At 58.6% G+C, this 26540-nt stretch carries 26 protein-coding genes; 11 read left to right on the forward strand and 15 right to left on the reverse strand.

Annotated features, from left to right (window positions below; translation table 11 throughout):
* The first annotated feature begins 39 nt into the window (after positions 1-39).
* Positions 40-1386 carry a 30S ribosomal protein S12 methylthiotransferase RimO gene (gene rimO, locus KEHDKFFH_RS01090; protein WP_104320214.1) on the forward strand — a complete coding sequence of 449 codons (1347 nt, stop codon included), beginning with the start codon at positions 40-42 and terminating at the stop codon, positions 1384-1386.
* Positions 1387-1912: 526 nt separating this feature from the next.
* Here the strand turns inward: rimO and gatB are convergent.
* From gatB to gatC, 3 genes are read right to left on the reverse strand one after another with little or no spacing between them, the layout of a single operon-like run.
* Entirely contained in the window at positions 1913-3364 is a 1452-nt protein-coding gene (gene gatB / locus KEHDKFFH_RS01095) for an Asp-tRNA(Asn)/Glu-tRNA(Gln) amidotransferase subunit GatB (protein ID WP_104320215.1), read from the reverse strand.
* Positions 3365-3385: 21 nt separating this feature from the next.
* Positions 3386-4843 (reverse strand): Asp-tRNA(Asn)/Glu-tRNA(Gln) amidotransferase subunit GatA, encoded by a 1458-nt coding sequence (gene gatA, locus KEHDKFFH_RS01100; protein WP_104320216.1) that lies wholly within the window; start codon positions 4841-4843, stop codon positions 3386-3388.
* Between the two features lie 11 nt (positions 4844-4854).
* Positions 4855-5142: an Asp-tRNA(Asn)/Glu-tRNA(Gln) amidotransferase subunit GatC gene (gatC, locus tag KEHDKFFH_RS01105; protein WP_008170132.1), complete on the reverse strand. Its 288-nt coding sequence runs from the start codon at positions 5140-5142 to the stop codon at positions 4855-4857.
* A 374-nt stretch (positions 5143-5516) separates the two neighbouring features.
* Between gatC and KEHDKFFH_RS01110 the strand changes: the two genes are divergently transcribed.
* Genes KEHDKFFH_RS01110 through KEHDKFFH_RS01140 form a run of 7 tightly spaced genes read left to right on the forward strand, consistent with a single transcriptional unit; the run spans position 5517 to position 14717 of the window.
* Positions 5517-6557, forward strand: a complete 1041-nt coding sequence (locus KEHDKFFH_RS01110; RefSeq protein WP_008170134.1) for a rod shape-determining protein — start codon at positions 5517-5519, stop codon at positions 6555-6557.
* Between the two features lie 29 nt (positions 6558-6586).
* The gene (gene mreC, locus KEHDKFFH_RS01115; RefSeq protein WP_104320217.1) at positions 6587-7483 is read left to right on the forward strand and encodes a rod shape-determining protein MreC; all 897 of its coding nucleotides are present in this window, start codon (positions 6587-6589) and stop codon (positions 7481-7483) included.
* Entirely contained in the window at positions 7483-7959 is a 477-nt protein-coding gene (mreD, locus tag KEHDKFFH_RS01120) for a rod shape-determining protein MreD (protein WP_064228680.1), read from the forward strand. Before mreC ends, mreD begins: the two co-directional genes overlap by 1 nt.
* Before the next feature lie 2 nt (positions 7960-7961).
* Positions 7962-8567 carry a Maf family protein gene (locus KEHDKFFH_RS01125; RefSeq protein ID WP_104320218.1) on the forward strand — a complete coding sequence of 202 codons (606 nt, stop codon included), beginning with the start codon at positions 7962-7964 and terminating at the stop codon, positions 8565-8567.
* On the forward strand, positions 8564-10045 hold the full coding sequence (gene rng / locus KEHDKFFH_RS01130; RefSeq protein ID WP_104320219.1) for a ribonuclease G: 1482 nt from the start codon (positions 8564-8566) through the stop codon (positions 10043-10045). The genes KEHDKFFH_RS01125 and rng overlap by 4 nt, the downstream gene beginning before the upstream one ends.
* Before the next feature lie 40 nt (positions 10046-10085).
* Entirely contained in the window at positions 10086-13841 is a 3756-nt protein-coding gene (locus KEHDKFFH_RS01135) for a YhdP family phospholipid transporter (protein ID WP_104320220.1), read from the forward strand.
* A 30-nt stretch (positions 13842-13871) separates the two neighbouring features.
* Positions 13872-14717, forward strand: a complete 846-nt coding sequence (locus KEHDKFFH_RS01140) for a carbon-nitrogen hydrolase family protein (protein WP_104320221.1) — start codon at positions 13872-13874, stop codon at positions 14715-14717.
* A 3-nt stretch (positions 14718-14720) separates the two neighbouring features.
* Here KEHDKFFH_RS01140 and yjgA read toward each other — a convergent pair whose 3' ends face one another.
* The 12 genes from yjgA to KEHDKFFH_RS01200 all read right to left on the reverse strand — a co-directional run bounded on the left by yjgA (position 14721) and on the right by KEHDKFFH_RS01200 (position 24255).
* Positions 14721-15242, reverse strand: a complete 522-nt coding sequence (gene yjgA / locus KEHDKFFH_RS01145; protein ID WP_104320222.1) for a ribosome biogenesis factor YjgA — start codon at positions 15240-15242, stop codon at positions 14721-14723.
* 283 nt (positions 15243-15525) lie between these two features.
* On the reverse strand, positions 15526-16887 hold the full coding sequence (gene mgtE, locus KEHDKFFH_RS01150) for a magnesium transporter (protein WP_104320223.1): 1362 nt from the start codon (positions 16885-16887) through the stop codon (positions 15526-15528).
* 147 nt (positions 16888-17034) lie between these two features.
* The gene (locus KEHDKFFH_RS01155; RefSeq protein WP_104320224.1) at positions 17035-17304 is read right to left on the reverse strand and encodes an HPr family phosphocarrier protein; all 270 of its coding nucleotides are present in this window, start codon (positions 17302-17304) and stop codon (positions 17035-17037) included.
* A gap of 7 nt (positions 17305-17311) precedes the next feature.
* Positions 17312-18196, reverse strand: coding sequence for an RNase adapter RapZ (gene rapZ / locus KEHDKFFH_RS01160; RefSeq protein ID WP_104320225.1), 885 nt, complete (start codon positions 18194-18196; stop codon positions 17312-17314).
* A 28-nt stretch (positions 18197-18224) separates the two neighbouring features.
* Positions 18225-18695: a PTS IIA-like nitrogen regulatory protein PtsN gene (gene ptsN, locus KEHDKFFH_RS01165; protein WP_088827622.1), complete on the reverse strand. Its 471-nt coding sequence runs from the start codon at positions 18693-18695 to the stop codon at positions 18225-18227.
* Between the two features lie 87 nt (positions 18696-18782).
* Positions 18783-19091, reverse strand: coding sequence for a ribosome hibernation promoting factor (gene hpf, locus KEHDKFFH_RS01170; RefSeq protein WP_008170154.1), 309 nt, complete (start codon positions 19089-19091; stop codon positions 18783-18785).
* 100 nt (positions 19092-19191) lie between these two features.
* A complete protein-coding gene (locus KEHDKFFH_RS01175; RefSeq protein WP_192875724.1) occupies positions 19192-20718 on the reverse strand; it encodes an RNA polymerase factor sigma-54 in 1527 nt (508 codons plus the stop codon).
* Between the two features lie 151 nt (positions 20719-20869).
* Positions 20870-21595, reverse strand: coding sequence for an LPS export ABC transporter ATP-binding protein (gene lptB, locus KEHDKFFH_RS01180; protein ID WP_104320226.1), 726 nt, complete (start codon positions 21593-21595; stop codon positions 20870-20872).
* Positions 21573-22139 carry a lipopolysaccharide transport periplasmic protein LptA gene (lptA, locus tag KEHDKFFH_RS01185; protein WP_104320227.1) on the reverse strand — a complete coding sequence of 189 codons (567 nt, stop codon included), beginning with the start codon at positions 22137-22139 and terminating at the stop codon, positions 21573-21575. Before lptA ends, lptB begins: the two co-directional genes overlap by 23 nt.
* Complete coding sequence (lptC, locus tag KEHDKFFH_RS01190) at positions 22123-22707, reverse strand: LPS export ABC transporter periplasmic protein LptC (protein WP_104320228.1); 585 nt, start codon at positions 22705-22707, stop codon at positions 22123-22125. The genes lptA and lptC overlap by 17 nt, the downstream gene beginning before the upstream one ends.
* The gene (locus KEHDKFFH_RS01195) at positions 22704-23252 is read right to left on the reverse strand and encodes a KdsC family phosphatase (RefSeq protein WP_104320229.1); all 549 of its coding nucleotides are present in this window, start codon (positions 23250-23252) and stop codon (positions 22704-22706) included. The genes lptC and KEHDKFFH_RS01195 overlap by 4 nt, the downstream gene beginning before the upstream one ends.
* 22 nt (positions 23253-23274) lie before the next feature.
* Entirely contained in the window at positions 23275-24255 is a 981-nt protein-coding gene (locus KEHDKFFH_RS01200) for a KpsF/GutQ family sugar-phosphate isomerase (RefSeq protein ID WP_104320473.1), read from the reverse strand.
* 188 nt (positions 24256-24443) lie between these two features.
* Between KEHDKFFH_RS01200 and KEHDKFFH_RS01205 the strand changes: the two genes are divergently transcribed.
* Genes KEHDKFFH_RS01205 through mlaD form a run of 3 tightly spaced genes read left to right on the forward strand, consistent with a single transcriptional unit; the run spans position 24444 to position 26519 of the window.
* The gene (locus tag KEHDKFFH_RS01205) at positions 24444-25256 is read left to right on the forward strand and encodes an ABC transporter ATP-binding protein (RefSeq protein WP_104320230.1); all 813 of its coding nucleotides are present in this window, start codon (positions 24444-24446) and stop codon (positions 25254-25256) included.
* Entirely contained in the window at positions 25253-26035 is a 783-nt protein-coding gene (gene mlaE, locus KEHDKFFH_RS01210; protein ID WP_064228694.1) for a lipid asymmetry maintenance ABC transporter permease subunit MlaE, read from the forward strand. The genes KEHDKFFH_RS01205 and mlaE overlap by 4 nt, the downstream gene beginning before the upstream one ends.
* A gap of 34 nt (positions 26036-26069) precedes the next feature.
* Entirely contained in the window at positions 26070-26519 is a 450-nt protein-coding gene (mlaD, locus tag KEHDKFFH_RS01215) for an outer membrane lipid asymmetry maintenance protein MlaD (RefSeq protein WP_104320231.1), read from the forward strand.
* Positions 26520-26540 lie beyond the last annotated feature (21 nt).

A 26540-nucleotide genomic window follows, 5' to 3' on the forward strand; every position in this document is an offset into this window, starting at 1 on the left:
TGTGGGCTCGCGCCGAGCTCCGGGAATTCCAAGCCTTTTATGACAGATAACACCCAGAACCCCGTCGCTTCCGGTAACGGCAAAGTCGGTTTCATCAGCCTCGGTTGTCCCAAGGCTCTCGTAGACTCCGAACGCATCCTCACCCAACTGAGGCTGGACGGTTACGACGTTGTGCCCACCTACAACGACGCTGATGTCGTTGTAGTGAACACCTGCGGCTTTATCGACGCCGCCAAACAGGAATCCCTGGATGCCATCGGCGAGGCCATCAGCGAAAACGGCAAGGTGATTGTCACCGGGTGTATGGGTGTGGAAGCCGACAAGATTCGCGGCACTCACCCCGGTGTACTGGCCGTTTCCGGCCCCCACGCCTATGAGGAGGTGGTCGGTGCGGTCCACCAGTTTGTGCCCCAGAAGAAGCAGCATGACCCGTTCACCGATCTGGTTCCGCCCCAGGGGATCAAACTGACCCCGCGGCATTATGCGTATCTGAAAATCTCCGAGGGCTGTAACCACCGCTGCACCTTCTGCATCATCCCCTCCATGCGCGGCGACCTGGTCAGCCGGCCCATCGGCGATGTGATGGATGAGGCCCAGCGCCTGGTGGACGCCGGTGTGAAAGAGCTGTTGGTAATCTCCCAGGACACCTCGGCCTACGGCGTTGACACCAAGTACCGTACCGGCTTCTGGCAAGGGCGGCCGCTGAAGACCAAGATGCAGTCCCTGTGCGAGGCCCTCGGCGAAATGGGCGTGTGGGTGCGCCTGCACTACGTGTATCCGTATCCCCATGTGGATGACATCATTCCCCTGATGGCCGAAGGCAAGATCCTTCCGTACCTGGACATCCCGTTCCAGCACGCCAGCCCGAAAGTGCTCAAGGCCATGAAGCGCCCGGCCCACGACAGCAAAACCCTGGAACGCATCCGCAAGTGGCGGGACATCTGCCCCGAGCTGACCATCCGCTCCACCTTTATCGTCGGCTTCCCCGGTGAAACCGAAGAAGACTTCCAATACTTGCTGGACTGGCTCGACGAGGCTCAGCTGGATCGCGTTGGCGCGTTCAAATACAGCCCGGTGGAAGGTGCTAAAGCCAACGAACTGGAAGGTGCGGTTCCCGAGGAAGTCAAAGAAGAGCGCCTTGCCCGTTTCATGGAAAAACAGGCAAAGATCTCCGCAGCCCGCCTGCAGGCCAAAATCGGCCAGACGATTGATGTGCTGGTTGATGAGGTCGACGAGGAAGGCGCGATTGGTCGCTCAAAGGCGGATGCGCCGGAGATCGACGGCATGGTTTACCTCAACGATGAGACCGACCTTGTGCCTGGTGAGATCGTTCAGGCGGTTGTTGAGCATGCTGATGAGCATGATCTTTGGGCTCGGCTTCTTTGATGGCTTCCGGCTTGGGCACCTAGCCTGCCGAATTTGGGGGTAGGCCTTGGCGGGGTGTGCCTCCCAAAAACCGCTACGAGCACATCCATGTGCGCTTGGCGTCGGCCATCCATGGCCGCCGACATTTTTGGGAGGCACACCCCGCCAAGGCCTCAAAACTATTGGGGATAGGCAGCAAGCTTGTCCACTGAGCGCAGCCCAATTCAACAAAGCGTCAGACCAGTAGGTCGGATTAGGCGTAGCCGTAATCCGACAAAGGAGTCGGCCGTTCAAAGATGTCGGATTACGCTTCGCTAATCCGACCTACGATTTTGTTTTGATGGTTTGTCTTCGCGAGGACACCACCTACGGTTTGAATGCCGTGGTGGGTAGAGCCTCCCAAAAATCTGGAGCGCCAGGGATGGCGCGACGAAGCCCTACAGGGACGTATTCACGGGCGTTTTTTGGGAGGCTCTACCCACCATGGCAGCCCTCCAAGCTAGCAGGCTAGGGTCGAAGCCAAGAGCCACGACCCAAGCCAAAAAGGTCACCCCCCAAGCTTGCGAACAAGAATCTCGTTGAAAAGCTTCGGATTCCCCTGACCCTTCGAGGCTTTCATCAAAGGCCCCATGAAGCCACCGAGCATCTTCTTGCGCTTCTTCGGGTCTTCCTCGTTCTGGTACTGGGCCACCTGATCCGGCATGCCGGCCAGAACCTCATCCACCATGGCTTCCAGAGCGCCAGTGTCAGACACCTGCTTCAGACCCTTGGTATCGATGATGGCGTCGACATTGTCGTTCTCACCAGACCAAAGCGCCTCAAAAACCTTCTTCGCGCCGGCCGATGAAATCGTATTGTCAGCAACCCGCACCACCAGATCACCCAATTGAGCACCGGTGATCGGCGAATCGGCAACCGATTTCTCTTCCGCATTCAGGCGCGCAGAGAATTCGCCCTGGATCCAGTTGGCAACCAGCTTGGCGTCTTTGCCCTGGCTGGCAGCTTCTTCAAAGAAGGCGGCCAGTTTCGAGTCGCCGCTGAGTAGGCCGGCGTCGTAGTCGTTCAGGCCGTATTGCTCCATAAAGCGGGCTTTGCGGGCGTCCGGCAGTTCCGGAAGGCTGTTGCGGGCTTCCTCAATAAAGGAATCATCAATTTCCACTGGCAACAGGTCCGGGCAGGGGAAGTAGCGGTAGTCGTTGGCCTCTTCCTTGGTGCGCATGGAGCGGGATTCGTCGCGGTCGCCGTTGTACAGGCGGGTTTCCTGCACGATGCTGCCGCCGTCTTCCAGAACGTCAATTTGGCGCTCGACTTCGTGGGCGATAGCCTGCTCCATGAACCGGAACGAGTTCAGGTTCTTGGTTTCGGTACGTGTACCCAGAGTGTCGGACCCCTTCGGTTTCAACGAAATATTCACGTCGAAACGCATGGAGCCCTGGGACATATCGCCGTCGCAGATGCCCAGTGACGTCACGATGCTGTGCAGCTTCTTCGCGAAGGCGACGGCTTCTTCCGCGTTGTTCATATCCGGTTCGGTGACCACCTCAATCAGTGGTGTGCCGGCACGGTTCAGGTCCACGCCGGTCATGCCGTGGAAATCCTCATGCAGGGATTTGCCGGCATCCTCTTCCAGGTGGGCGTGGTGGATTCGAACGCGCTTGGTCTCACCGTTCGGCAGATCAATGTCCACGAAACCGGGGCCGACAATCGGGCGCTCCAGTTGGGTGGTCTGGTAGCCCTTGGGCAGATCCGGGTAGAAGTAGTTTTTCCGCTCGAATACCGAACGGCGCTCGATCTCGGCGTTCACTGCCAGGCCAAACATGACCGCATAGCGGAACGCCTGCTCATTAGGCACCGGTAGGGTGCCGGGCATGGCCAGGTCAACCGCGTTGGCCTGGGTGTTGGGCTCGGCGCCGTAAGCGGTGCTGGAGCCGGAAAAAATCTTGGTCTTGGTGGCGAGCTGAACGTGAATTTCCAGCCCGATCACAATGTCCCACTGCATACTCGTTCTCCTGTCCCGGGCCTATTGCGGTTCACGCTGGTGCCAGTCGGTCACCTGCTGGAATTGATGGGCGGCGTTCAGCAAACGCGCCTCGGAGAAATAATCCCCGATGATCTGCAGTCCCACCGGCAAACCGTCCACGAAGCCGGCCGGTACCGACATGGCCGGAACGCCCGCCAGATTGATGGCGATGGTGAATACGTCTTCCAGGTACATGGTCACCGGGTCACTGGTCTTCTCCCCCTGAATAAAGGCAGGTGACGGCGTGGTCGGGCTCATCAGCACGTCCACTTCCTTGAAGGCATTGATGAAATCCTGCTGGATCAACCGGCGGACCTTCTGGGCCTTGAGGTAATAGGCATCAAAATAGCCGGCGGACAGAGCGTAGGTGCCCACCAGAATCCGGCGCTTCACCTCAGCACCAAAACCCTCCGCGCGGGAGCGGGTGTAAAGATCCATCAGATCCTTCGGATCCTCGCAGCGGTAGCCATAGCGCACACCGTCAAAACGTGACAGGTTGGCTGAGGCTTCTGCTGGTGCAATAACGTAATAGGCCGCAATTGCCAGCTTCGCGTTGGGCAGTGACACCTCTTTGACGGTGGCGCCCAGCTTCTCGTATTCCTTTACCGCGTTGCGAATCTGCTGCTCCATCGCCGGGCTGAGCTGGTCGCTGAAGTACTCCTTCGGCAAACCGATCTTCAGGCCTTTCAGCGGCTCGTTCAGCGTGGCCGTGTAATCCGGCACTTCACGGTCAAGCGATGTTGAGTCCTTCGGATCAAAGCCTGCCATCACATTCAGCATCAGCGCATTGTCTTCTGCCGTGCGAGCCATGGTGCCGCCCTGATCCAGACTGGAGGCAAAGGCAATCATTCCGTACCGGGACACCCGGCCATAAGTGGGCTTCAGGCCAGTAACACCACACAGTGCCGCCGGCTGTCGAATTGAGCCGCCGGTGTCTGTCGCAGTCGCCGCCGGGACCAGTCGAGCCGCAACCGCCGCAGCCGACCCGCCAGACGAGCCGCCCGGCACTCGCTTATTGCCCTCACTCAACCCCCAAGGGTTGGTGACCGCGCCAAAAAAACTGTTCTCGTTGGACGACCCCATGGCGAATTCGTCCATGTTGGTCTTGCCCAGACACACCGCCCCCGCCTGGCGGAAATTCGCCGTAACGGTCGCGTCGTAGGGCGGAACAAAGTTCTCCAGCATCTTCGAACCGCAAGTGGTACGAACGCCGTTGGTACAGAAAATGTCCTTGTGCGCAAACGGGACCCCCGTCCAGGGCGTCGCATTCCCCGCCGCCCGCTGCTCGTCCGCGACCCGGGCATCAGCCAGCGCCTGCTCTTCGGTCACGGTAATAAAGCTGTTGTACTTCGAATCTTCCCGCTTGATGCGGTCGAGGAACTCCTGGGTCAGCTCCACGCTGGAAACCTGGCCGCTCTCCAGCTCCCGGGAAAGCTCTGCTACGGATTTGTTATGCATGACTTGTCCTTTCACTCAATCACTCTGGGAACCAGATAAAGCCCGTTCTCGGTAGCCGGCGCAATCGCCTGGAACGCCTCCCGCTGATTGGTCTCGGTAACCTCGTCAGCGCGCAGACGCTGCACCGCATTCAGCGGATGGGCCATGGGCTCAACCGAATCGGTGTCGGCGGCACCCAGCTGATCCACCAGATCCAGGATATTGCCCAGATCCTTCTCCAGAGCCGAAACCTGCTCGTCATCCACACGAATGCGGGCGAGCACAGCGACTTTCTCAATGTCCTCACGGGAAATGGTCACGCATTGCCTCCCAGATAAATGAAATGTCGGTAATAAATCTTTTGAAAAAGCGGGCCATTCTTGAGCTGCGGGGCCGTTCGGGGAATCCTTTTCAAAATTGTAGAGGGCCATGGATGGCCCGAAACAAGCCCACATGGATGTGCTCGTAGCGTGTTTTGAAAAGGATTCCCCGAATGGCCCTCCACCGAGGCCAGAAAACCAAAGCGAGTATGGTAACAGATTCGAACAATGGCGGGAGGCCCCACCCCATAAGGTAAATGTGTGAACCGTAAGGCGTGAGGCCCGTTAGCGCCTTGCCTGCAGGGGTGCTCACTGCTAAAGTTGCCGCATCTTTTCTTTGCGACTGCAACTCTCAGGTTGAAACTACACGAATGTTGATAAAAAGACTCCGAGGTATCTTCTCCAGCGATCTGTCCATCGACCTGGGCACCGCCAACACCCTGATCTACGTGCGTGAGCGCGGAATCGTGCTGAACGAGCCCTCGGTAGTGGCCATTCGCACCAACAACTCCCAGAAAATGGTTGCCGCTGTTGGCGCCGAAGCCAAGCGCATGCTCGGCCGTACCCCGGGCAACATCACCGCCATCCGCCCCATGAAAGACGGCGTGATTGCAGATTTTGTGGTAACCGAAAAAATGCTCCAGCACTTTATCCATAAAGTGCATGAGAACAGCTTCATTACCCCGAGCCCGAGAGTGCTGGTGTGTGTTCCCAGCAAGTCCACCCAGGTAGAGCGCAAGGCCATTCGCGAATCCGCCCTTGGCGCCGGTGCCCGGGAAGTGTTCCTGATTGAAGAACCCATGGCTGCCGCCATCGGTGCCGGCCTGCCGGTCGAAGAGGCCAGCGGCTCCATGATCGTCGACATCGGTGGTGGTACCACCGAAATCGCCATTATCTCCCTGAACGGCATCGTTTACGCAGAATCCGTGCGGGTTGGCGGCGATAAGTTCGACGAAGCCATTGTTACCTACGTGCGCCGCAACTACGGCAGCCTGATCGGTGACTCCACCGCCGAGCGAATCAAGCACGAAATCGGCTGCGCTTACGAAGGCCTCGAGATTCGCGAGATCGATGTTCGTGGTCGCAACCTGGCCGAGGGTGTCCCCCGGGCATTCACCCTCAACAGCGAAGAAATTCTCGACGCGCTGCAGGAATCCCTGGCGCAGATCGTTCAGACCGTCAAAAGCGCTCTTGAGCAGTCTCCGCCTGAACTGGCGTCCGATATTGCTGAGCGCGGTATCGTTCTGACCGGTGGCGGCGCCCTGCTGCGCGGGCTGGACAAGCTGATCAGCGAAGAAACCGGCCTGCCGGTGATCATCGCTGAAGACCCGCTGACCTGTGTTGCCCGTGGTGGCGGCAAGGCGCTGGAAGTGATTGATCGGGGTGGCATCGGAATGTTCTCCCAGGAGGGATAATCCTGTGGGGAGGGCTCGCCATTAAAACCATCTTCGTCCAGGGGCCTGTTCCCGGCTTCAGACTCCTCATCGTTCTACTCGTATCGGCAGCCCTGGTGGTTGCCGATGCGCGTTTCGACAAGCTCTCAACCGTGCGAAGTACCATCGCAACCGGCCTGGCGCCAGTGTACTGGCTGGGCAATGCACCCTACGAGTTCACTGACTGGGTCGCCGGACTGTTTGAAAACAAACAGGATCTTCAGGAAGAGAACGAAGATCTCCGGGCCCGTTTGCTGATTCTCGAACGCCGTGCCCTGAAATACGCCGCTCTTGCTTCTGAAAACAACGAACTTCGCCGCCTGATGAACTCCTCCGAAGTTCTCGATGACCGGGTCATTGTGGGTGAGGTAGTCGGTGTCTCCCCGGATCCTTTTTCCCACGAGATTATTATCAACAAGGGACGAAGTGACGGCTTGTCGCCAGGCCAGGCCATTCTTGATGCCCATGGTCTGATGGGGCAGGTGGTGCAGAGCAGTCAGATCACCTCTCGCGTGCTGCTGGTCTCCGACAGCAGCCACGCCGTGCCGGTGGAGGTAGTGCGCAATGGTTTGCGGGCAATCCTGCTCGGCACCGGCGATACCGATACCCTGGATCTCGTTCATGTGCCGGATACGGCCGATATCCGTGAAGGCGATCTGCTGGTCAGTTCCGGCCTTGGTGGCCGGTTTCCGAGGGGCTATCCGGTCGCCGAAGTCAGCCGCATTTCCAAGGAGCCGGGCGAGCCCTTTGTGTCTATCGAAGCCACCCCAAAGGCGCAGCTGAACCAGAGCCGTCTGGTGCTGGTGGTTTTCCCGCCCGAGAACGCCGCCCCGATTGAAGCCGAGACAGATGAAGGCCAGCCTGCGGTCAATGTTGGCGCAGAAAACAGCCAGGGAGGGCAGGACTGATGTTATCGGTAATCAGCTATCCGGTTTTCGTGCTCTCAGTGGTTGTTGCCCTGGTGTTCAGCATTTCCCTGTTCCCGGTGGGGTGGTTCGAATTCCGCCCGGAGTGGCTGGGGCTCGTCGTTTTCTATTGGACATTCAGGGCTCCGGCCCAGTTTGGCATCCTGCTGGCGTGGTGTCTGGGCCTGCTGCTCGATGTGCTGGAAGCCACACCCCTTGGTGTGAACGCCATGGCCATGGCGCTGATCGCCTTTCTGGTACTCACCATTCATCAACGGTTGCGTATGTATCCGATGCCTCAGCAGTGCCTGATGGTGTTCCTGTTGCTGGGTATCAATCAGATGCTGGTGCATTTCGTGAAGCAGCTGCTGGGTGCCGACGATGCCGGTTTCAGCTATCTCTGGCCGGCCCTGACCAGCGCGCTGGTGTGGCCGGTATTCTGTATTCTGCTGGACAACATTAACCGCAAACTGGGTTAGCCATGCCATCAATCATTCTCGCCTCGGCTTCGCCGCGCCGGGCGGAGCTGTTGCAGCAAATCGGCCTGAATTTCTCGGTTCGTCCTGCAGACATCGACGAAACACCAGAGCCCGATGAAACTCCGGAACAGTATGTGGAACGATTAGCCCGGGAGAAGGCGCTGGCTGTGGCCGGGTCTTCGCCGGAATGCCTGGTTCTGGGGTCAGATACCTCCGTGGTGCTCGAAGGCAAAATCCTGGGTAAGCCGACAGACCCGGCCGATGCCAGGGAAACCCTGGCCCGACTCTCCGGTGCGACTCACCAGGTCATGACTGCCGTGGCGCTGGCCACCGAAGGCCAATGCCAGTCGGTTCTGGTCATTACCGAGGTTTGTTTCAGGCAGCTTTCTAGCGCAGAGATCGAAGCCTACGTGGCCAGCGGCGAACCCATGGACAAGGCCGGAAGTTATGGAATTCAGGGCCTTGGTGGTATTTTTGTTAATGAGCTCCGGGGTAGCTACAGTGCCGTGGTTGGTCTGCCGCTGCAGGAAACCGCCGCATTGCTGGCTGGTGCCGGTTACCCGGTCTGGAAAAACTGGCCGCGCAGTCTGGAGAGCCAAACATTATGAGTGAAGAGATTCTTATTAACGTCACGCCGGTGGAAACGCGGGTGGCCCTGGTTGAAAATGGCATGCTGCAGGAAGCCTACATAGAGCGCACCAGCAGGAAAGGCATAGTCGGGAACATCTACAAGGGCAAAGTGGTGCGTGTTTTGCCGGGCATGGAAGCGGCGTTCGTCGATATTGGTCTGGAACGGGCTGCATTTATCCATGCCTCCGATGTGGTTCCGAGTCAGTCCAATGGCGATGAGCCTGCCGACACCCCCAAAACCGTTCCCGATATCCGCAGTTTACTCCGGGAGGGGCAGTCCCTGGTGGTCCAGGTTACCAAGGACCCGATCGGCACCAAGGGCGCCCGTCTGACCACCCAGCTTTCAATCCCGTCCCGGTATCTGGTGTTCATGCCCGGTGTCAGCCACGTTGGTATTTCGCAGCGGATTGAGGACGACGCGGAGCGGGCGCGCCTGAAAACCCTCGTTGAGGCGGCCGCAGCGGAAGATCAGGATGTTCAGGGTGGTTATATCATCCGGACGGCAGCGGAAGCGGCGTCACCTGAAGACCTGATCGGCGACATGGCCTACTTGCACCGGTTGAGCCAATCGATCCATGAGCGGATTGCCCGGGTTCAGGCCCCGGCCGTTGTGTACCAGGATCTGCCTCTGTTTATTCGCACCATCCGGGACCTGATCCGGCCGCAGACTGAAAAGGTGCGCATCGACAGCCGCGAGAGTCACCAGAGGGTGATGGAGTTTGTTGAAGAGTTCGTTACGGAATTTGCCGACAAGGTCGAGTACTACCCGGGCGAGCGGCCCATCTTCGACTTGTACTCGGTGGAAGATGAAATCCAGAAAGCCCTGAGCCGAAAGGTCCAGCTCAAGTCCGGTGGTTATGTGATCATCGACCAGACCGAGGCCATGACCACCATCGATATCAATACCGGCGCGTTTGTGGGGCACCGGAACCTGGAAGAGACCATCTTCAAGACCAATCTGGAGGCCGCCAGGGCCATCAGCCGTCAGCTCCGTCTGCGAAATCTGGGCGGCATAATCATCATCGATTTTATCGACATGGAAGACCCAGAGCACCAGCGCCAGGTACACCGGATGCTTGAGAAAATGCTGGAGCGGGATCACGCCAAGACCAAGATCACCGGGGTGTCCGAGCTGGGGCTGGTGGAAATGACCCGCAAGCGCACCACCGAGAGCCTTGGCCAGGTACTTTGCGAGCCCTGCCCGATCTGCGACGGGCGCGGTTTCCTGAAAACTACCGAAACCGTGTGCTACGAAGTCTTCCGGGAAATTCTCCGGGTCAATCGCGCCTACGATGCCGAAAGCTATCTGGTGATGGCCTCCCAGAGTGTGGTGGATCGCCTGCTAGATGAAGAATCGGACAACGTGGCCGATCTTGAAACCTTTATCAGCAAGACCATTCGCTTCCAGGTGGAGCCGTTCTACAGCCAGGAGCAGTACGATGTTGTTCTGCTCTGATCCCGGGAAACTACGCCGGGTACTGGATTAAGGGGCCCGGATGTCCTCTGCCGATCAAGAACCGCCGCTTCCGGAGAACCTCCCTGAGAGTCCTCCCGTTCGGCTATTGGCGCGGCTGGCCAGCCTGATCTGGTGGCTGCTGTTGGCGCTGCTGGTGCTCCTGGCCCTTTACGCCGGGCTTGGTCGTCAGCTGACCCAGAACGTGGACAGCTTTCGCGATGATCTGGCTCGGGAGCTGTCAGATCGACTGGGCCATGATGTCAGTATCGGACGCCTTTCCTCCCAGTGGTACTGGCTCGATCCTTCATTCACAGCCCGCGACATTCAGATCAGCCATCCTGACACCGGCGTCGTTGTTGCCAACCTCCAGCATCTGAATATCCGCTTTGATGCGCTCGCCTCGCTGACCCGTCTGAGAATCGTCTTTGAGGATTTTCAGGCAGACGGTCTTGAGCTGACCGTCAATCAAGAGCGGGGTGGCGATGTCGCTGTCAGAGGTGCAGAAATACCGGAACCGGTTAGCAATCAGTTGCAGGAGTGGCTGGAGCTTGCCGGCAACTGGCTGTCTGACCCCTACGTGAAGATTACCCGCGTCAATCTGGGCATCCGGGACAACCAGGGGAGCCTTCGTCACCTGGATATTCCCCAACTTGACCTGGATTACCGCCGTGGCTTGTTCCATGCCTCGGGCCGCGCCATGCAGTCGGGAACCACCCAGCAGCTGGCCAGCTTTGCCCTCGTAGGCCGCCACTTTTTTCGAGGCGACTTTACCGGTCAGCTGTACCTTGATGTAGATTCCGGCCGGCTGTTTGATGGACTCATCGACGAGTACCAGTGGCGGACGCTCCGGGTGGAAGGGTTCGATCTTGGCGGTGAGGCCTGGCTAACGTTCCGCAATGGCCTTCTGCAACAGGTGACCGGGACGGTTCGAACACCCTATTTGCAGCTGGGTGTCGGGTACGAATCCCTGGCGCCCCTGGAAGACATCCAGGCAAGGTTTGGCTGGCGTCGCCACGACACTGTGATTACGGATGAGACGCTGGTCGAGTCCGGCGCCTTCGCTCTCGGGGAGTGGCATCTGAAGCAGCTTCAATGGACCTGGGACGGCGACGTGGTCTCCCCCTTCAGTCTCCGCCTGGCCCCCTCTGAGGGCGGTATGTCCGTTATTGCCGACGCCCTGCCGCTTGCGCCCACCCGCCGCCTGGCGGCCAGGCTCCCGATATTGCCGGACCGGGCACTCAGGGCTTTGCGCAACTACCGGCCCGGCGGCTTCCTGGATCAATTGAAGATATTCTTTCCCGAGGGAGCCCCGGAGGACTTTGAACTCTCCGGACGTTTGCGCGAAATCAGCGTCCGGGCCCACGGCGGTGCACCGGGCGTCACCTCGGTCAACGGAGACATCTTTCTCGACCGACAAAAGGGATATGTTCGCGTTGCAGCCGGAGAGTCGCCTGCCTCACTGGAGTTTCCGGAGCTTTTCGGTAGCGCCTGGTCATTTCCGCAACTGGACGGCCAGGTGGCCTGGCATCTGGATGGCCCCATTACCCGCGTGTTTTCAGACGGCGTTCGGATGCGCTATGGCGAAGCCACAGAGCTCGACGGTGCGTTTGACCTGAGGATGGACCGCGAGGGCGAGGATAACCTTGGCCTGAGGGTTTCAGTGGAAAACGGCAACGCCGGAATGCTGGCGGATTTTGTTCCGGTCAAAGCCGTCGACCCTGGGCTATACGATTGGCTCACTACGGCCATTCTCAAGGCAGATATCAGTTCGGGAACCTTCTTCGGCCACGGCCAGATAGGCTCTGATGCGCCGAAGGGGGCTTTTGTTACTTCCATGATCTTTGAATTCGATCAGGCATCCGTCCGCTATGATGGCGCATGGCCGGAAGTCACAGGTGCCCGCGGCAATGTCAGGGTTCACAACGGGAACACCGTGGTCCGTCTTGAAGCTGGCCGCACCGGAGGCCTGGACCTCGACTCCGGAACGGTTCGCGTGATTCCCTCCGATCAAGGCACCCGGGTAAGGGTGGATGTGTCGGCTCTGGTACCCGGCGAATCGGTTGATTTCTGGATGGCAAACAGCCCGTTGGGTGATATGGCAGGGACAGAGGTCCAGAAGCTGCAATATGGTGGTGAGTATCAGCTGAATCTTGGTATTGATCTGCCACTGGGTTCGGAACAGCCGCCGGTGGTTGAGGCGACCATTGACGTCGAGAAGGGTTCCGTATCCTATCCGGCTGCAGGGCTGGTCTGGCAATCGGTTCGTGGTGAGCTGACCTATCACAGTGAAGACGGGTTTTCCGGTGGTCCCCTGGCTGCGGAATTTTTCGGTGAGCCGGTTGCCATAGCTCTCAGCAAGGCTCGGGCCGGCAATGCACTCAGCATTCGCCAGTCCGGCTCCCTCCCGGTGCCTGATGTGTTCGCCAGGGCAGGGCTGTCCACCGACTCCGGTTTTGGCCTGCAAGGCAAGGTTGCCTACACCGCCGAACTGGATGTGGGGGCCCAGTCCACATCCGGCATTCGCGTGCGCTCCAGTCTTGAGGGCCTGGCAGTGGACTGGCCGGAACCTCTGTCAAAAACCGCGAGTGAGGCAGCGCCTTTGCGGGCGACCATCAATCCATCCGCTTCCGGCGGCCTTGGCATCACCGGTGATTGGGAAAACCGGGCCACTTTCGACCTGTTGTGGAAAGAAACAGGATTCGATCTGCGCCTGGGTCGTCTGTATCTCGGCACCGAGGTCCTGACCGACATCGATATCAATGCGCTCGATCTTGATGACCGATGGGTTGTTAACACCCGTTCGCAACGCGCCGAAGGCCGGCTGTTAATCCCGCAGAACGGCGATACTGTGAAGGCCGATTTTCAGGTGCTACGGCTCGTCCGTAGCGAGACAGCCCGTGATGATTCGCCGGAATTACTGACGCTGGAAGAGCAACTGGAAGCCTTCCGGGCCCTGGACATGGGCAGCTGGCCGGATATTGATGTGTCGATCGCCGAACTTCAGTTGAATGAGGAATCCCTCGGTCAATGGGGCTTCCGGCTTCGCCCCGAACCGTTCCGGCTGAAAGTGAACGATATTGAAGGTCGCCTCAATTCCCTGACATTGCTGGGAGATATAACCTGGAGCATAGTCGGCGACCGTGAAACCAGCCGGTTCAAGGGATCAATCACCGGCGGCGCCCTGGCGGACCTTAGTGAGCTGTTGAATGCTGAAATGCCGGTCACCAACGAGGGTACCAATATCGAGCTGGACCTGGACTGGCCCGGCCGCCCGGATGAGTTTTCCATACCCGAGCTCAGTGGCTCCGTGAGCCTGAGGCTGGATGAGGGCGTCATCCTTGAACGAAACAACACGGCCCAATTGTTCCGGGTTTTCAATCTGCTGAACTCCGACACACTCTGGCGCCGGCTGAAGCTCGACTTCTCTGATCTGTACGAGCGAGGGGTGGCCTTTGATGCGATCTCGGGCAAGGCGCAGATCATTAACGGGTTGCTGACCATGGACCCGGAGCTGCAGATTGTGGGCCCTTCGGGAGCCTTCAAACTCAGCGGTACCACCAACATGGCCAGCGAGGAGCTGGATATGCGGCTTGTGGTTGTGTTACCCCTGACCCAGAATTTGCCCCTGGCCGCGTTGCTTATGGGGGCAGGAGCGCCAATTGGCGGCGCCCTGTTTGTGCTGGACAAGATTCTGGGCGATCCTCTGAGCAAGCTGACCAGCGCAACCTACAGTGTGACTGGCACATGGGAGGACCCGGAAGTGGATCTGCAGCGGGTATTTGATACCGGAGAGTAACTTTTCTGTTCGGCAATAGCGGAGGCAGTTATGAGTAAGCGTGTTTCCAACCGGGTCGCAGCCATTCAGATGGTCAGCGGCCATGATATCGAGGCCAACCTGGCCGAATCGGAAAAGCTGCTGCACGAGGCGGCCGCACAGGGCGCGTCTGTTGCGGTTCTGCCGGAAAACTTCGCGGTCCTGGCCACGTCCCAGATGATCGATTGTGGTCGCCGGGAAGCGGGCCCGGAACCCATCATCCGATCATTCCTCGCGGAACAGGCCCGAAAACTGGGAATCTGGATCGTTGGCGGATCAATGCCTGTGGCCAAGCGACCGGATGGTTCAGAGATCGGCGATCGTGTCCGGGCAACCTGTCTGGTGTTTGACGACCAGGGCAGGGAAGTTGCCCGCTACGACAAAATCCACCTGTTCGATGCCATGGTAGAAGACGCCCATGGCCAGTACCGGGAATCCGACACCTTTGAGCCGGGCGAGGAGGTGGTTACCGTGGACACGCCCGCCGGCAAGCTGGGCCTGGCTATCTGTTACGACTTGCGCTTCCCGGAACTGTTCCGGCTGCTGCGAGAGCAGGACGTAGACTGGATTTGCCTGCCGAGCGCCTTTACCTGGCAGACCGGCGATGCCCACTGGTATCCGTTGATCCGGGGGCGAGCCATCGAAAACCAGGTGTGGGTAGTGGCGCCGGGCCAGGGTGGCCAGAACAGCGAGCGCCGGCGGACCTATGGCCACAGCCTGATCTGTGATCCCTGGGGCCGGGTGGTCACGGAGATGGGCGAAGGTCCGGGCGTGGTTGCCGCCGAGCTGGATTCAGATCAGGTAGCCAATCTGCGAACCCGCATGCCGGTGTGGGAGCACCGTCGGCTGAAGGGCTGAAACTCACACTGATTCAGCGTCGTCGATGCATTCCCGAAGATAGCGGAACAGTTTCCGGGCCTGGCCGGTGTTTTTCTGTTTCTCCACATCCTTGCGGGCGTTGCGGGCCAGGTTGCGCAGGTGCTGCATATCGGCGCTGGGGCAGTAGCTGAAGAATTCGCCAACAACTGAGTCGCCCTCGGCAATCATCCTGTCCCGCCAACGCTCTGCCAGGTGGTGCCTGCGGGTGTGTTCCTCGCTACCTGCATCAAAGGCGTCAATGGCTTTCGCCAGGGCCTCTGGGTCGTCTTCCTGGCGGATGACTTTGCCAATGTACTGCAGGTGCCGGCGTTTGGCCTCGTTCTGGCGGATACGCCGGGATTCCTCTATCGCCGCACGAAGGGTGTCGCTGATCGGCAGCGTTTCCAGCTGATCATTGCTCAGGTCCAGCATCCGTTTGCCGAGATCCTGCAGGGCGTGCATTTCCCGTTTCAGCTGGGATTTGCTGGGGCCGTCGTATTCCGGTGTTTCGTTGTCGTCTTTCATAAGTTCAGCCTGGTTGTCGGGTTACGCTGCGCTAACCCGACCTACAAAAAAAGAACACCCAACCGTAGGTCGGGTTAGCGCAGCGTAACCCGACACCCGATCAAGCAGAAAAATTCCCGCCAACCGTAGGTCGGGTTAGCGCAGCGTAACCCGACACCCGATCAAGCATAGAAATTCCCGCCAACCGTAGGTCGGGTTAGCGAAGCGTAACCCGACACCCGATCAAGCAGAAAAATTCCCACCAACCGTAGGTCGGATTAGCGAAGCGTAATCCGACAGATGATCAGGCATAGAAAATCGTCGCAAGGCCAAGAAAAGCCATAAACCCGACCACGTCGGTAACGGTCGTGAGAATCACGCTGCCCGCCAGGGCCGGGTCGATATTACGCGATTTGAGAAACAGTGGCAGTACCGTGCCCACCAGCGCCGCGGCAACCAGATTGATCACCAGCGCGGCGGCGATGATGGCACCGATCAGCACATCCTGGAACCAGAGCATGGCGGCACCCGCCACCACGGCGGCCCAGAGCAGGCCATTCAGTATCCCGGACAGGAATTCCCGGTTCAGTAGCCAGCCTACGTTGGCGCCGCTGATCTGGCCGACGGCCATGCCCCGAATCACCAGAGTCAGGGTCTGACTGCCGGCAATGCCGCCCATACTGGCGACAATCGGCATGAGCACCGCAAGCGCCACCACTTTGGCGATGGTGTCTTCAAACAGCCCGATCACGGCAGATGCAGTCAGTGCCGTAATCAGGTTGATGCCTAGCCAGACGGCCCGGCGACGGGTGGTTTTCCACACCGGCGCAAAGGTGTCCTCGTCTTCATCCAGACCCGCCATACTCATCAGGGAGTGGTCCGCATCCTCTCGAATAACGTCAACCACGTCATCGATGGTGATGCGACCCAGCAGTCGGCCTTCCTCATTCACCACCGGCGCCGAGATCAGGTCGTAGCGTTCAAACAAGGTCGCTACCTTGGTGTCGGAAAGGCTTACGGGAATAGGCTCGATGTCGGTATCCATTACTTCCCGCACAGTGGAGGCGGGGTTGGATACCAGCATTTTGGTGATAGGCAGCATGCCAATGAAATCATCCCGCCGGCTGACCACGATCAGGCTGTCGGTCATCGGTGGCAGGGTCCGGTGCCGGCGCAGGTAGCGCAGAACAACGTCAATGCTGATGTCCGGGCGCACCGTAATGGTGTCCGTGTTCATCAGACCGCCGGCGGTGTCCTCCGGGTAGGAGAGCACTTCCTCCACCCGCTGACGGTCCTGCTCGTCCATGGTGTCCAGTACTTCCTGGATCACCGTGTCCGGCAGTTGCTGCAGCAAGTCGGCCAGGTCGTCCGACTCGAAATCCTCGATAATATCCGCCAGTTCCTGGGCGTTCAGCTGGCTCAGGAAGTAACCACGGATATCGTCGCTCAGGTACTGGAGAACTTCGCCTTCCAGCTGCTTGTCGACGAGGTTCCACAGCAGGGCACGCTGCCGGGGCGGAGAGGACTCCAAGAGATGGGCAATATCACTGGGGCTCAGACCACCGTTCAGGATGCGGGCAACCTGCTTCAGTGCGCCACTGTCCAGGGCTTCGCTCAGGGAGCGAAGCCGCTGGCGGGCCTGGCTTTTTTCCAGAATATCGGTCATGAATCACCCGGCGTCAGAAAACGCCTGTATTATAGCGGAGTTAGGCGCTATCGGTGAGAAAGAGTTGTAGGTATTTTACTCGGGGTCAGATGAAAATGGGGTCATGAAGATGGGGTCAGATGAAAAGTTCATGTGACCCCATCTTAATTACTCACCCTCGCCGAAATAATCATTGATCAGTTCGGTCAGGGCCTCAATGGCCTGTTCCTCGTCCGGACCGTCGGCAATAAGCTCCACATCGGTTCCCTGGCTGGCTGCCAGCATCATCACCTGCATGATGTTCTTGGCGTCCACATCCCGGCCCTTGCCGCTTATTCGCACGCTGCTGTCAAACTCGGATGCCGTGGCAACCAGCTTTGCGGTGGCGCGCGCATGCAGGCCCAGTTTGTTGATAATGGTAATCGGGCGGCGAATCATGGTTTGATCAGATCTCTTCCCGGGTCTGCAGGTGTGGCAGTTCGGTATGGCGTACCTGCACATTGTTGTACCGTTGCCGGAAGTACTCACCTAACTGCTCGCACACATACACCGACCGGTGCTGGCCGCCAGTGCAACCAATGGAAATGGTCATATAGCTGCGGTTACTGTCTGCGAAGGAAGGCAGCCAGGTGTCCAGAAATGCCTTCAAATCGTCAATCATTTTCCGGCTTGCCGGTTCTTTTTCCAGAAATTCGATTACCGGCTGATCCGTTCCCACGTATTTCCGGAGGCTCGTATCCCAGTAGGGGTTCGGCAGGCAGCGGACATCGAATACGTAGTCGGAATCCAGCGGTACACCGTGTTTAAAGCCAAAGGATTGAAACAACAGGGCCAGTTCCTGGTCTTTTCGACCCACTACCCGCTGTTTCACCATGTCCCGCAGTTCGTACATGGACATACCGGTGGTGTTCACATACAGGTCCGAAAGCTTGGAGAGTGGTTCAAGAAGCTTCTTCTCGCTGGTAATGGCTTCCCGAAGGGAGGTCCTGTCGTCACTCAGCGGATGCTTTCTGCGGGTGGCATGAAAACGCTGAAGCAGAGACTGCTCGTCGGCATCCAGGAAGATAATTTCAACGGTAACCCCGGTTTCCTGAAGGCGCCGGTAAATCTCTTCGAAATTGGCCAGTTCCCCGGAAAGGTTGCGGGCATCGATACTGACGGCCATCTTGCCCAGCCGGCCAGGCTTGGTCTGGCTGGCTGCCTCCCGGGTGAGGGGGAAAAGCAGGCCAATGGGAAGATTGTCGATGCAATAGAACCCGAGGTCCTCCAGCACATGAAGCGCGGTACTCTTGCCTGAACCAGACCTGCCACTGACAATAATCAGCTTCATGACCAAATTACCTCCACTGCAATGAATATCAGCCGCCTGAGGCGGTCATGCGCTGGTACAGCGTGCTGGCGTCCTCGCATTGCCGGAGGCGATCACAGAATGACCGCTCATTGAACTTCTCGGCCAGTTGGCTAAGCAGCTCCAGGTGTTCGCTGGTTGCCTCCTTCGGGACGATCAGGGCAAAAATCAGATCCACCGGCTGATTGTCGATAGCATCGAATTCAACGCTTTCTTCAAGCGTCATCAGCACGCCCACCACGTGATCAAGGCCTTCCAGGCGGCAGTGGGGGATGGCAATTCCCTGGCCGATGCCGGTGCTGCCCAGGCGCTCACGGGAAATCAGATTGTTGAAAAGCTGGGTCTCGCTGAGCGTGTTGTCCTGATGGTTTATCTGCTCGGCAATAAACTCCAGGGCCCGTTTCTTGCTGGACGCAGGTACCCTGCAGAGGGTGAGCTCCGGAGCAAGAATGTTGTCTATGGTCAGGGATGTATCGCTCATGGATCGACTGCGTTTCCGTTAAAAAAAAGGCTGCGACACGTTAATCATGTCGCAGCTCGATTAGATGAATTGCATGAAAACAGCCAGTTAGCGAGAGCCGTTTCCGTGCATCCGGTCCACATTCTTTTCCTTGTGCTTGAGGATCTGACGGTCCAGCTTGTCGATGAGGGCATCGATGGCTGCGTACATATCCTCGTTTTCTGCCTTTGCGTGAATCTCACCACCAACCACATGCAACGTGGCTTCCGCAATCTGGCGCACCTTTTCCACTTCCAGGGTCACCTGGCAGTTGCTGATGTGGTCAAAGTGACGCTCGAGCTTTTCGAACTTCTCGGAAACATAATCCTTCAGTGCGGGAGTCAGTTCTACGTGATGGCCTGAAATATTGAGTTGCATAGGCGTCTCCTGTTGTCATCATGCCGGCTCCCGGGAGCCGGTCTGGGTGCTGGCGCATTGTGCGCCGGCGAATACGGTGTTGCGTCCCACCCCGGGGTATTCAGACCAGCCGCTTGCGCTCGTTGGACGGCGGAATGTGCATGGCCTCCCGGTACTTGGCAACGGTGCGTCGCGCAACCTTGATTCCCTGTTCCCCTAGCATGGCTGCAATTTTACTGTCGCTCAACGGCTTTTTGGGCGTTTCGGCTGCTATCAGCTTCTTGATCATCGCCCGGATGGCCGTGGAGGAGCATTCTCCACCCTCGTCAGTGCTGACATGGCTGGAGAAGAAATACTTCAGCTCGAAAATGCCCCGGGGGGTATGCATGTATTTCTGGGTGGTTACTCGTGAAATCGTCGATTCATGCATTTCTACCGCCTGGGCGATGTCCGAGAGGATCAACGGCTTCATGGCTTCTTCGCCATGATCCAGGAACCCCTGCTGGTGCTCGACAATACGGGTCGCCACTTTCAGCAGGGTCTCATTGCGGCTCTGCAGGCTCTTGATGAACCATTTGGCTTCCTGCAACTGATCGCGCAGGTAGGTGTTGTCTGCACTGCTGTCCGCACGCCTTATAAGTGAAGCATAGCTGGCATTGACCCGGATGCGCGGTGCAATTTCCGGATTCAGTTCAACACGCCAGCGGCCGTTGTGCTTGCGAACGATGACATCCGGAATGACGTAGTCGGGTTCGGCGCGGTCAATAACGTCGCCCGGCCGCGGGTTCAGGCCGGTGATCAATGCCAGGACTTCCCGCAGCTGGTCTTCTTTCAGGCGGCTGCGGCGCAGCAACTGGGCATAGTCCCGGTTGCCCAGCAGATTGATGTAATGGGTGATCACCAGTCGCGCCTGGGACAGCCAGGGCGTCTCTGGCGGCAGCTGGTTGAGCTGGATCAACAGGCATTCCTGAAGGTCCCGGGCAAACACGCCTGGCGGATCAAAGAACTGAAGGCGGTGCAGGACGGCCTCCACTTCATCCAGTTCAAGAGGGTCTTCCTCGTTCTCATCCAGCAGTCCGGCGTGAATTTCTTCCAGCGGGCTGGTGAGATAGCCCCGCTCATCGACCGCGTCCATCAGGGCATGGGCAATGGCCTGGTCCCGTTCACTCAGCGGGGTCAGATTGAGCTGCCATTCCAGGTGATCCTGAAGCGTTTCGGTGGGCGAGTTGCGGGTCTCGAAATCGTGATCGTTTTCGTCGTCATTGCGGGCTGCCGGGGCGGGGGCGGACTGGTAGATGTCGTCCCAGGCAGTGTCTACCGGCAGGTCGTCCGGAATGTTGTCCGGAATATCGTTTTCAGAGGACCAGTCCGGGCCGTTTTCCGATTCGTCCCAGTCGCTGGACGGTTCCGGCGCGGTTTCAGCAGCTGACTCGCTGGCGTTGGCTTCGCGCTCATCGTTCTCGTTAGCTGCGTCGGTCTGATCGTCGTCCTCGGAAGTCTCCAGCATCGGGTTAGATTCCAGTGCCTGCTGGATTTCCTGCTGGAGGTCGAGTGTGGAGAGCTGGAGAAGCCGGATCGCCTGTTGCAGCTGGGGCGTCATGGTCAGGCTCTGACCCAGCTTTAACTGTAAGGAGGCTTTCATAACCATGGTTCAGGATCCGTCACTCATCAGCGCTTTGTGTCATAAGTCGTGAAAAAATCTTTATATGCCGGTTACTTGCCGTAGTTTTATATTACCCTAGCAAGTTCTTTGCCGAGTTTACTTGCTACAGATCATCAAAACAATGAGCCATTCGGTGTCACAGCCTGAATTCGTCGCCCAGGTAAACTTCCTTGACTTGCTGGTTAGCCAGGATCGCGTCGGCATTGCCGGAGGCGATGATATGGCCGCCGGACACAATGTAGGCGTTTTCGCAGATGTCCAGGGTCTCTCGCACGTTATGATCGGTAATCAATACTCCGATACCCTTGTCCCGCAGGTGCCGGATGATGTGCTTGATGTCACTGACGGATATGGGGTCAACACCGGCGAAGGGCTCATCCAGCAGAATGAAGGCCGGTTCCATGGCCAGCGCCCGGGCAATCTCCACCCGTCGCCGTTCGCCGCCGGACAGGGCCATACCTACGCTGTCCCGGATGTGGGTTATGTGGAATTCCTCCAATAACTCCTCGAGTTTCTTCTCTCGCTCGGCCTTGCCCAATCCCTGGCGGGTTTCGAGGATGGCCATGATATTGTCGCGCACCGACAGTTTGCGGAACACCGAGGCTTCCTGAGGCAGGTAACCAATGCCCTGACGAGCTCGGCCATGCATGGGCAGGGGCGTAATATCCCGGCTGTCGATCGTGATCCGGCCGCGATCGGCGGGCACCAGCCCGACTATCATATAGAAACAGGTGGTTTTACCGGCACCGTTGGGGCCGAGCAGTCCGACAATTTCTCCACTGCGGATTTCCAGGGAAACGTCGATTACCACTTTTTTCTGTTTGTAACTCTTTGCCAGATTACTGGCTCTCAGAACTGCCATCGGTTTCCTGTCTATCAGTGCGTCTGTCGGCGCTGCGTGGCTGAATCACCATCTCGACCCGGCCGCCACCTTCGCCAGTGTCTGCCCCGCCTTCAGCGGTGACAACCCGACCTGCGGTATCATAGTGAATGACGTTGCCACGGAACAGGTTGCCATTCTGCTCGATGACTGCTTCCCGTTCAAAGGTCAGTCGGCTTTCGGTCGCCGACCAGGTAATGTTCAGTGCCCGGGCGTCGGTTTCGCCCTCGCCATCCCGCGCCGGCTGCCGGTACCTGGCCGGAGTGCCAGAGGCTTCAATCCGGCTCAGGCCGCCTTCTGTGCGATACAGGACCACCCGGTCCGCACTCAGGCGGGTGTCGCCCTGCTCAAGTTCCACAGTCCCGGTATAGGTGGCAATGCCCTGGCCGTCGTCCAGGCGGGCATTGTCGGCGGTGACCTTGATGGGGGTGTCGGAATCAAGATCGAAAGCGGCCGTCGGGGCGATCATCGCGACCGTCAGCAGGGCAGCCAGCAGGCTCCGGTATCGGTTAGTTTCCGGTTTCATAGCGTCCTTCCACCTGGGAGTTCAGTTCCAGAATCCGCTCGTCTATCCACGCTTTCATGCCCGTGGCCCGGGTAATGCCGGTAACGTCGCGTATTTCTACGGGTGCGTCTGTGTATACCATGCCCCGGTCGTTATCCAGGGTCAGACTTGATGTTGTCAGGGTGGCGTTCCGTTCGCCAACTGTGCGCTGAATCCGGACATTGTCCGTCAGGTACACTAGATTCTGGTTCTGCAGCAGGCTGCCATTCTCGGCTTCAACAATCCAGGGCAGGGTATTCTCGCCGCCATACAGTTCTGCACGGGGAGATTCCATGGTGGCCAGGTTGCCTTCCTCGAACTGTTCAATGCGGGGGCTGGAGAACCGGATCTTCAGGTTGCCGGATTCGTCGAAAGACGTGTACTTGCCGTTCACCACGAAGCCGTCCGGCTCGGCATCGCCTCGCAGTGCCGCTGCCTCATCATCAATGACCGGTGGCTCATCACTTTGCCAGAGCAAAAAGACCGCTGCCACCACGGTGCCAGCGAGTGCCAGTGTTCGCAGCCAGGGCCGGTCCGGGAGCCAGTTCACGCCTCGGGCTCCAGATAGGGCGCAAGTGCAGAATCCAGCATGCCATGGGCAGTCAGCAGAAGGTCGCAGGCTTCCCGCACCGCGCCTTCGCCACCCCGGGCATGGGTGCAGTAGTCGGCATGTTGCTGCACCAGCCAGTAGCCATTGGGCACGGTGATGCCGAGCCCGGCGAACCTCAGCGCCGGCAGGTCTGGAAGATCGTCGCCCATATAGGCGATGGCCTCGGGGCTGACATCCATGGTGCTGACCAGTTCCTGCAGGGCCACTTTTTTATCCTCGCGCCCCTGCATCAGGTGCGGGATGCCCAGATCCCCCATGCGCTTCTCGGTCAACGGCGACCGGCGGCCGGTGATAACGGCCACGGTAATGCCGGCTGCCATAAGCTGCTTCAATCCCAGGCCGTCCAGAATGTTGAACGCCTTCAGTTCATCGCCTTTGGCGCTGAAGTAAAGCTTGCCATCGCTCATGATGCCATCGACATCCAGGGCAATCAGGCGGATTTTGGCGGCTTTTTCCAGCAGGGCGTCCGGCCATTGGTGCTTCATGTCAAATAGCTCCTCATCGCCCCTAGATTACGCCGGCCCGCAGCAGGTCGTGCATATTGATGGCGCCAATCAGAGCGCCGCCATCGTCCGTCACTGGCAGGGCGTTGATCTTCATTTCCTCCATGATATTCAGTGCTTCCGCCGCCAGATGATCGGCCTGGATGGTTTTGCCATTCCGGGTCATCACTTCATTAATAGGTGTATTGTGAATATCCACCGATCGATCCAGAGTCCGACGAAGGTCGCCGTCCGTAAATATCCCGGTAAGAGTACCTTCCTGGTCGACGACGGTGGTCATGCCAAGGCCTTTTCGGGACATCTCAAGAAGTGCGCCACTCAGGGACGTACCCTCATTGACCACCGGAATCTGATCACCGGTGTGCATGATGTCGGAGACCCGCAGCAGGAGTCGGCGCCCCAGGCTGCCACCAGGGTGGGAGAACGCAAAATCCTCGGCACTGAAGCCGCGGGCCTCCAGCAAGGCGACCGCCAGGGCGTCGCCCATGACCAGGGTCGCCGTTGTTGAAGAGGTGGGCGCCAGGCCCAGGGGGCAGGCTTCCACCATGACGCTGACATCCAGGTTGGCCACGGCTTCCCGGGCCAGGGTGGAACTTGCATTGCCGGTCATGCTGATGAGCGGGGCGCCCATGCGTTTGATCAGCGGCAGAATCGTGATCACTTCGCTGGTGTTACCGCTGTTGGAAATGGCGATGACTACATCCTGAGGCGTGATCATGCCCATATCGCCGTGGCTTGCCTCACCGGGATGAACGAAAAACGAGGGTGTACCGGTGCTGGCCAGGGTGGCCGCAATCTTGTTGCCAATGTGGCCGGATTTCCCCATGCCGGTCACGACCACGCGGCCCTTGCAGTTCATGATAACTTCGCAGGCCCGCGTGAACTGGTCGTCGATCCGGCCCTCAAGGGCATCAATGGCGTCGCGCTCAATGCGGATGGCGCGGATGGCAGAAGATCGGAAATCGCTGGGAGTCTGTTCGGTCATCGGGCTTTCGGCCTGGCTGTCGGGACATTGAAAAAGTTGGGCAGAGTATACCATTTTCACCCGGCAACGATGCCCGGTTACTGAAAGTTCAGTCAAACTGATCATTGCTATCAGTACATTTTGCGCTCTTTGGATTGAGCTCGGACGCTCCTTGGCATAATGTAGCCCCTCTTTGAAAGGTAAGGACTATGGATTCACCGGCTTACATATCGCTCAAGGATGTCGTGTTCTCCCGCTCCGGGCGCCGTATCTTCGACGGTGTCAGCCTGGATATACCCCGTGGGAAAATTACAGCCATTATGGGCCCCAGCGGAACCGGCAAAACCACCCTGCTGCGTCTTATTGGCGGTCAGCTCAAGCCGGATTCCGGCAGTGTTGTGGTGGATGGTCATGAGGTGCCGAAGCTCAGGCGCAAGGCGCTGTACAGTCTCCGGGAAAAGATGGGCATGCTGTTCCAGAGCGGGGCCCTGTTCACCGACCTGAGCGTGTTCGAGAACGTGGCCTTCCCGCTTCGGGTGCACACAAAGCTGCCGGAAGACATGATCCGCGACATCGTTCTGATGAAACTGGAAGCCGTTGGTTTGCGTGGTGCCCGTCAGTTGATGCCCTCGGAATTGTCCGGCGGCATGACGCGTCGGGTGGCCCTGGCCCGCAGTATTTCCCTGGATCCGGAGCTCATCATGTACGACGAGCCGTTTGCCGGCCAGGACCCGATTGCCATGGGCGTTCTGGTAAAGCTGATCCGCGATCTGAACAGTTCCATGGGCCTGACCAGCGTTCTGGTCTCCCACGACGTACCGGAATCCCTGAGCATCTGCCATTACGCCTGCATCATCTCGGACGGCAAGGTGATTGGTGAGGGCACGCCGGAAGAGCTGCGTGCGCACCCTTCCGGGAAGGTCCAGCAGTTTCTCCAGGGGCAGCCGGATGGCCCGGTTCCGTTCCATTACCCGGCCGAGGGCGCCGCTCAGGACTTTGGGTTGTCCGGGGGTGTGTCTTGATTGAGAGAATCGCGGCATTCGGGCGTCTCGGGCTTGATATAGTCTCATCATTCGGTCGCTCAGGTCGTTTCCTGGCGGGCGTTCTGGGCGGCGTGCCCAGGCCGGCCACCGGTTTCCCGCTCCTTTTGAAACAGCTGTACGCCGTTGGTGTGCTGTCCCTGGCCATTATTGTGGTGTCCGGCCTGTTTATCGGCATGGTGTTGGGACTGCAGGGCTACACAATCCTGAGCGATTACGGCTCTGAAGCGGCCATCGGCCAGATGATAGCCCTGACCCTGGTGCGCGAACTTGGGCCCGTAGTGACGGCATTGTTGTTTGCCGGCCGGGCCGGTTCGGCGCTGACGGCGGAGATTGGCCTGATGAAGGCCACCGAGCAGCTGTCCAGCATGGAAATGATGGGCGTGGACCCGCTGCGGCGGGTCATTGCGCCCCGGCTCTGGGCCGGGTTTATTGCCATGCCGGTGCTTGCGGTGATTTTCTCGGTGGTGGGCATCTGGGGCGGTATGCTGGTGGGTGTAGACTGGCTGGGGGTGTTCGAAGGCTCCTTCTGGGGCAACATGCAGTCGTCGGTGGATTTTGTTGATGATGTCCTCAACGGCGTCATCAAAAGCGTTGTTTTCGGCTTTGTCTGCGCCTGGATTGCGGTCTACCAGGGCTATGACTGCGTGCCGACTTCAGCAGGTATCAGTTCGGCGACCACCAAGACCGTGGTGTACTCATCGCTGGCGGTGCTTGGGCTGGATTTTGTTCTGACCGCTGTCATGTTTGGCGATTTCTGAATCATCGATTAACGAGATAATACCGGAGCCGGAAATGGCACAGAGAACCACTGAAATCATCGTCGGCCTGTTCATGATCGCAGGCTGCGCGGCACTGCTTTTCCTCGCGCTGCAGGTGAGCGGGCTGTCGCCAAAGTCGGCCCAGAGCACCTACACCATCTACGCCAATTTCAACGATACCGGCGGGCTTACGCCCAGGGGGCGCGTATCCATGGCCGGAGTGACGGTTGGCTCCATTGAATCCATCAATCTGAACAAAGAGACGTTCCAGGCCCGGGTAACAATGTCGATTCATTCGGAGGTCGATAATATCCCGTCTGACAGTTCCGCAGTTATACGTACATCCGGCCTGCTCGGTGAGCAGTACATTGATATATCCATTGGGGCCGAGATGGACTCGTTGAAAGCAGGCGATACCTTCTATTCGACACAGTCGGCCATGAACCTGGAACGGTTGATCAGCAACTTTGCATCGGGCCGCTGACTCGGACCGGAAAGACTTTAC

Origin of the sequence: Marinobacter maroccanus, assembly GCF_002933275.1 — a bacterium.
Classification (GTDB): Bacteria; Pseudomonadota; Gammaproteobacteria; order Pseudomonadales; family Oleiphilaceae; genus Marinobacter; species Marinobacter maroccanus.

What these genes read in the sequence shown, in the direction of transcription:
- rapZ (WP_104320225.1), bottom strand. Translation starts at nt 18,196, where the DNA reads ATGAAGCTGATTATTGTCAGTGGCAGGTCTGGTTCAGGCAAGAGTACC.
- KEHDKFFH_RS01140 (WP_104320221.1), top strand. Translation starts at nt 13,872, where the DNA reads ATGAGTAAGCGTGTTTCCAACCGGGTCGCAGCCATTCAGATGGTCAGC.
- lptA (WP_104320227.1), bottom strand. Translation starts at nt 22,139, where the DNA reads ATGAAACCGGAAACTAACCGATACCGGAGCCTGCTGGCTGCCCTGCTG.
- KEHDKFFH_RS01200 (WP_104320473.1), bottom strand. Translation starts at nt 24,255, where the DNA reads ATGACCGAACAGACTCCCAGCGATTTCCGATCTTCTGCCATCCGCGCC.
- KEHDKFFH_RS01195 (WP_104320229.1), bottom strand. Translation starts at nt 23,252, where the DNA reads ATGAAGCACCAATGGCCGGACGCCCTGCTGGAAAAAGCCGCCAAAATC.
- lptB (WP_104320226.1), bottom strand. Translation starts at nt 21,595, where the DNA reads ATGGCAGTTCTGAGAGCCAGTAATCTGGCAAAGAGTTACAAACAGAAA.
- KEHDKFFH_RS01175 (WP_192875724.1), bottom strand. Translation starts at nt 20,718, where the DNA reads ATGGTTATGAAAGCCTCCTTACAGTTAAAGCTGGGTCAGAGCCTGACC.
- mgtE (WP_104320223.1), bottom strand. Translation starts at nt 16,887, where the DNA reads ATGACCGATATTCTGGAAAAAAGCCAGGCCCGCCAGCGGCTTCGCTCC.
- KEHDKFFH_RS01205 (WP_104320230.1), top strand. Translation starts at nt 24,444, where the DNA reads ATGGATTCACCGGCTTACATATCGCTCAAGGATGTCGTGTTCTCCCGC.
- KEHDKFFH_RS01155 (WP_104320224.1), bottom strand. Translation starts at nt 17,304, where the DNA reads ATGATTCGCCGCCCGATTACCATTATCAACAAACTGGGCCTGCATGCG.
- KEHDKFFH_RS01135 (WP_104320220.1), top strand. Translation starts at nt 10,086, where the DNA reads ATGTCCTCTGCCGATCAAGAACCGCCGCTTCCGGAGAACCTCCCTGAG.
- mlaD (WP_104320231.1), top strand. Translation starts at nt 26,070, where the DNA reads ATGGCACAGAGAACCACTGAAATCATCGTCGGCCTGTTCATGATCGCA.
- hpf (WP_008170154.1), bottom strand. Translation starts at nt 19,091, where the DNA reads ATGCAACTCAATATTTCAGGCCATCACGTAGAACTGACTCCCGCACTG.
- rimO (WP_104320214.1), top strand. Translation starts at nt 40, where the DNA reads ATGACAGATAACACCCAGAACCCCGTCGCTTCCGGTAACGGCAAAGTC.
- rng (WP_104320219.1), top strand. Translation starts at nt 8,564, where the DNA reads ATGAGTGAAGAGATTCTTATTAACGTCACGCCGGTGGAAACGCGGGTG.
- yjgA (WP_104320222.1), bottom strand. Translation starts at nt 15,242, where the DNA reads ATGAAAGACGACAACGAAACACCGGAATACGACGGCCCCAGCAAATCC.
- KEHDKFFH_RS01125 (WP_104320218.1), top strand. Translation starts at nt 7,962, where the DNA reads ATGCCATCAATCATTCTCGCCTCGGCTTCGCCGCGCCGGGCGGAGCTG.
- mreD (WP_064228680.1), top strand. Translation starts at nt 7,483, where the DNA reads ATGTTATCGGTAATCAGCTATCCGGTTTTCGTGCTCTCAGTGGTTGTT.
- gatB (WP_104320215.1), bottom strand. Translation starts at nt 3,364, where the DNA reads ATGCAGTGGGACATTGTGATCGGGCTGGAAATTCACGTTCAGCTCGCC.
- gatA (WP_104320216.1), bottom strand. Translation starts at nt 4,843, where the DNA reads ATGCATAACAAATCCGTAGCAGAGCTTTCCCGGGAGCTGGAGAGCGGC.
- ptsN (WP_088827622.1), bottom strand. Translation starts at nt 18,695, where the DNA reads ATGAGCGATACATCCCTGACCATAGACAACATTCTTGCTCCGGAGCTC.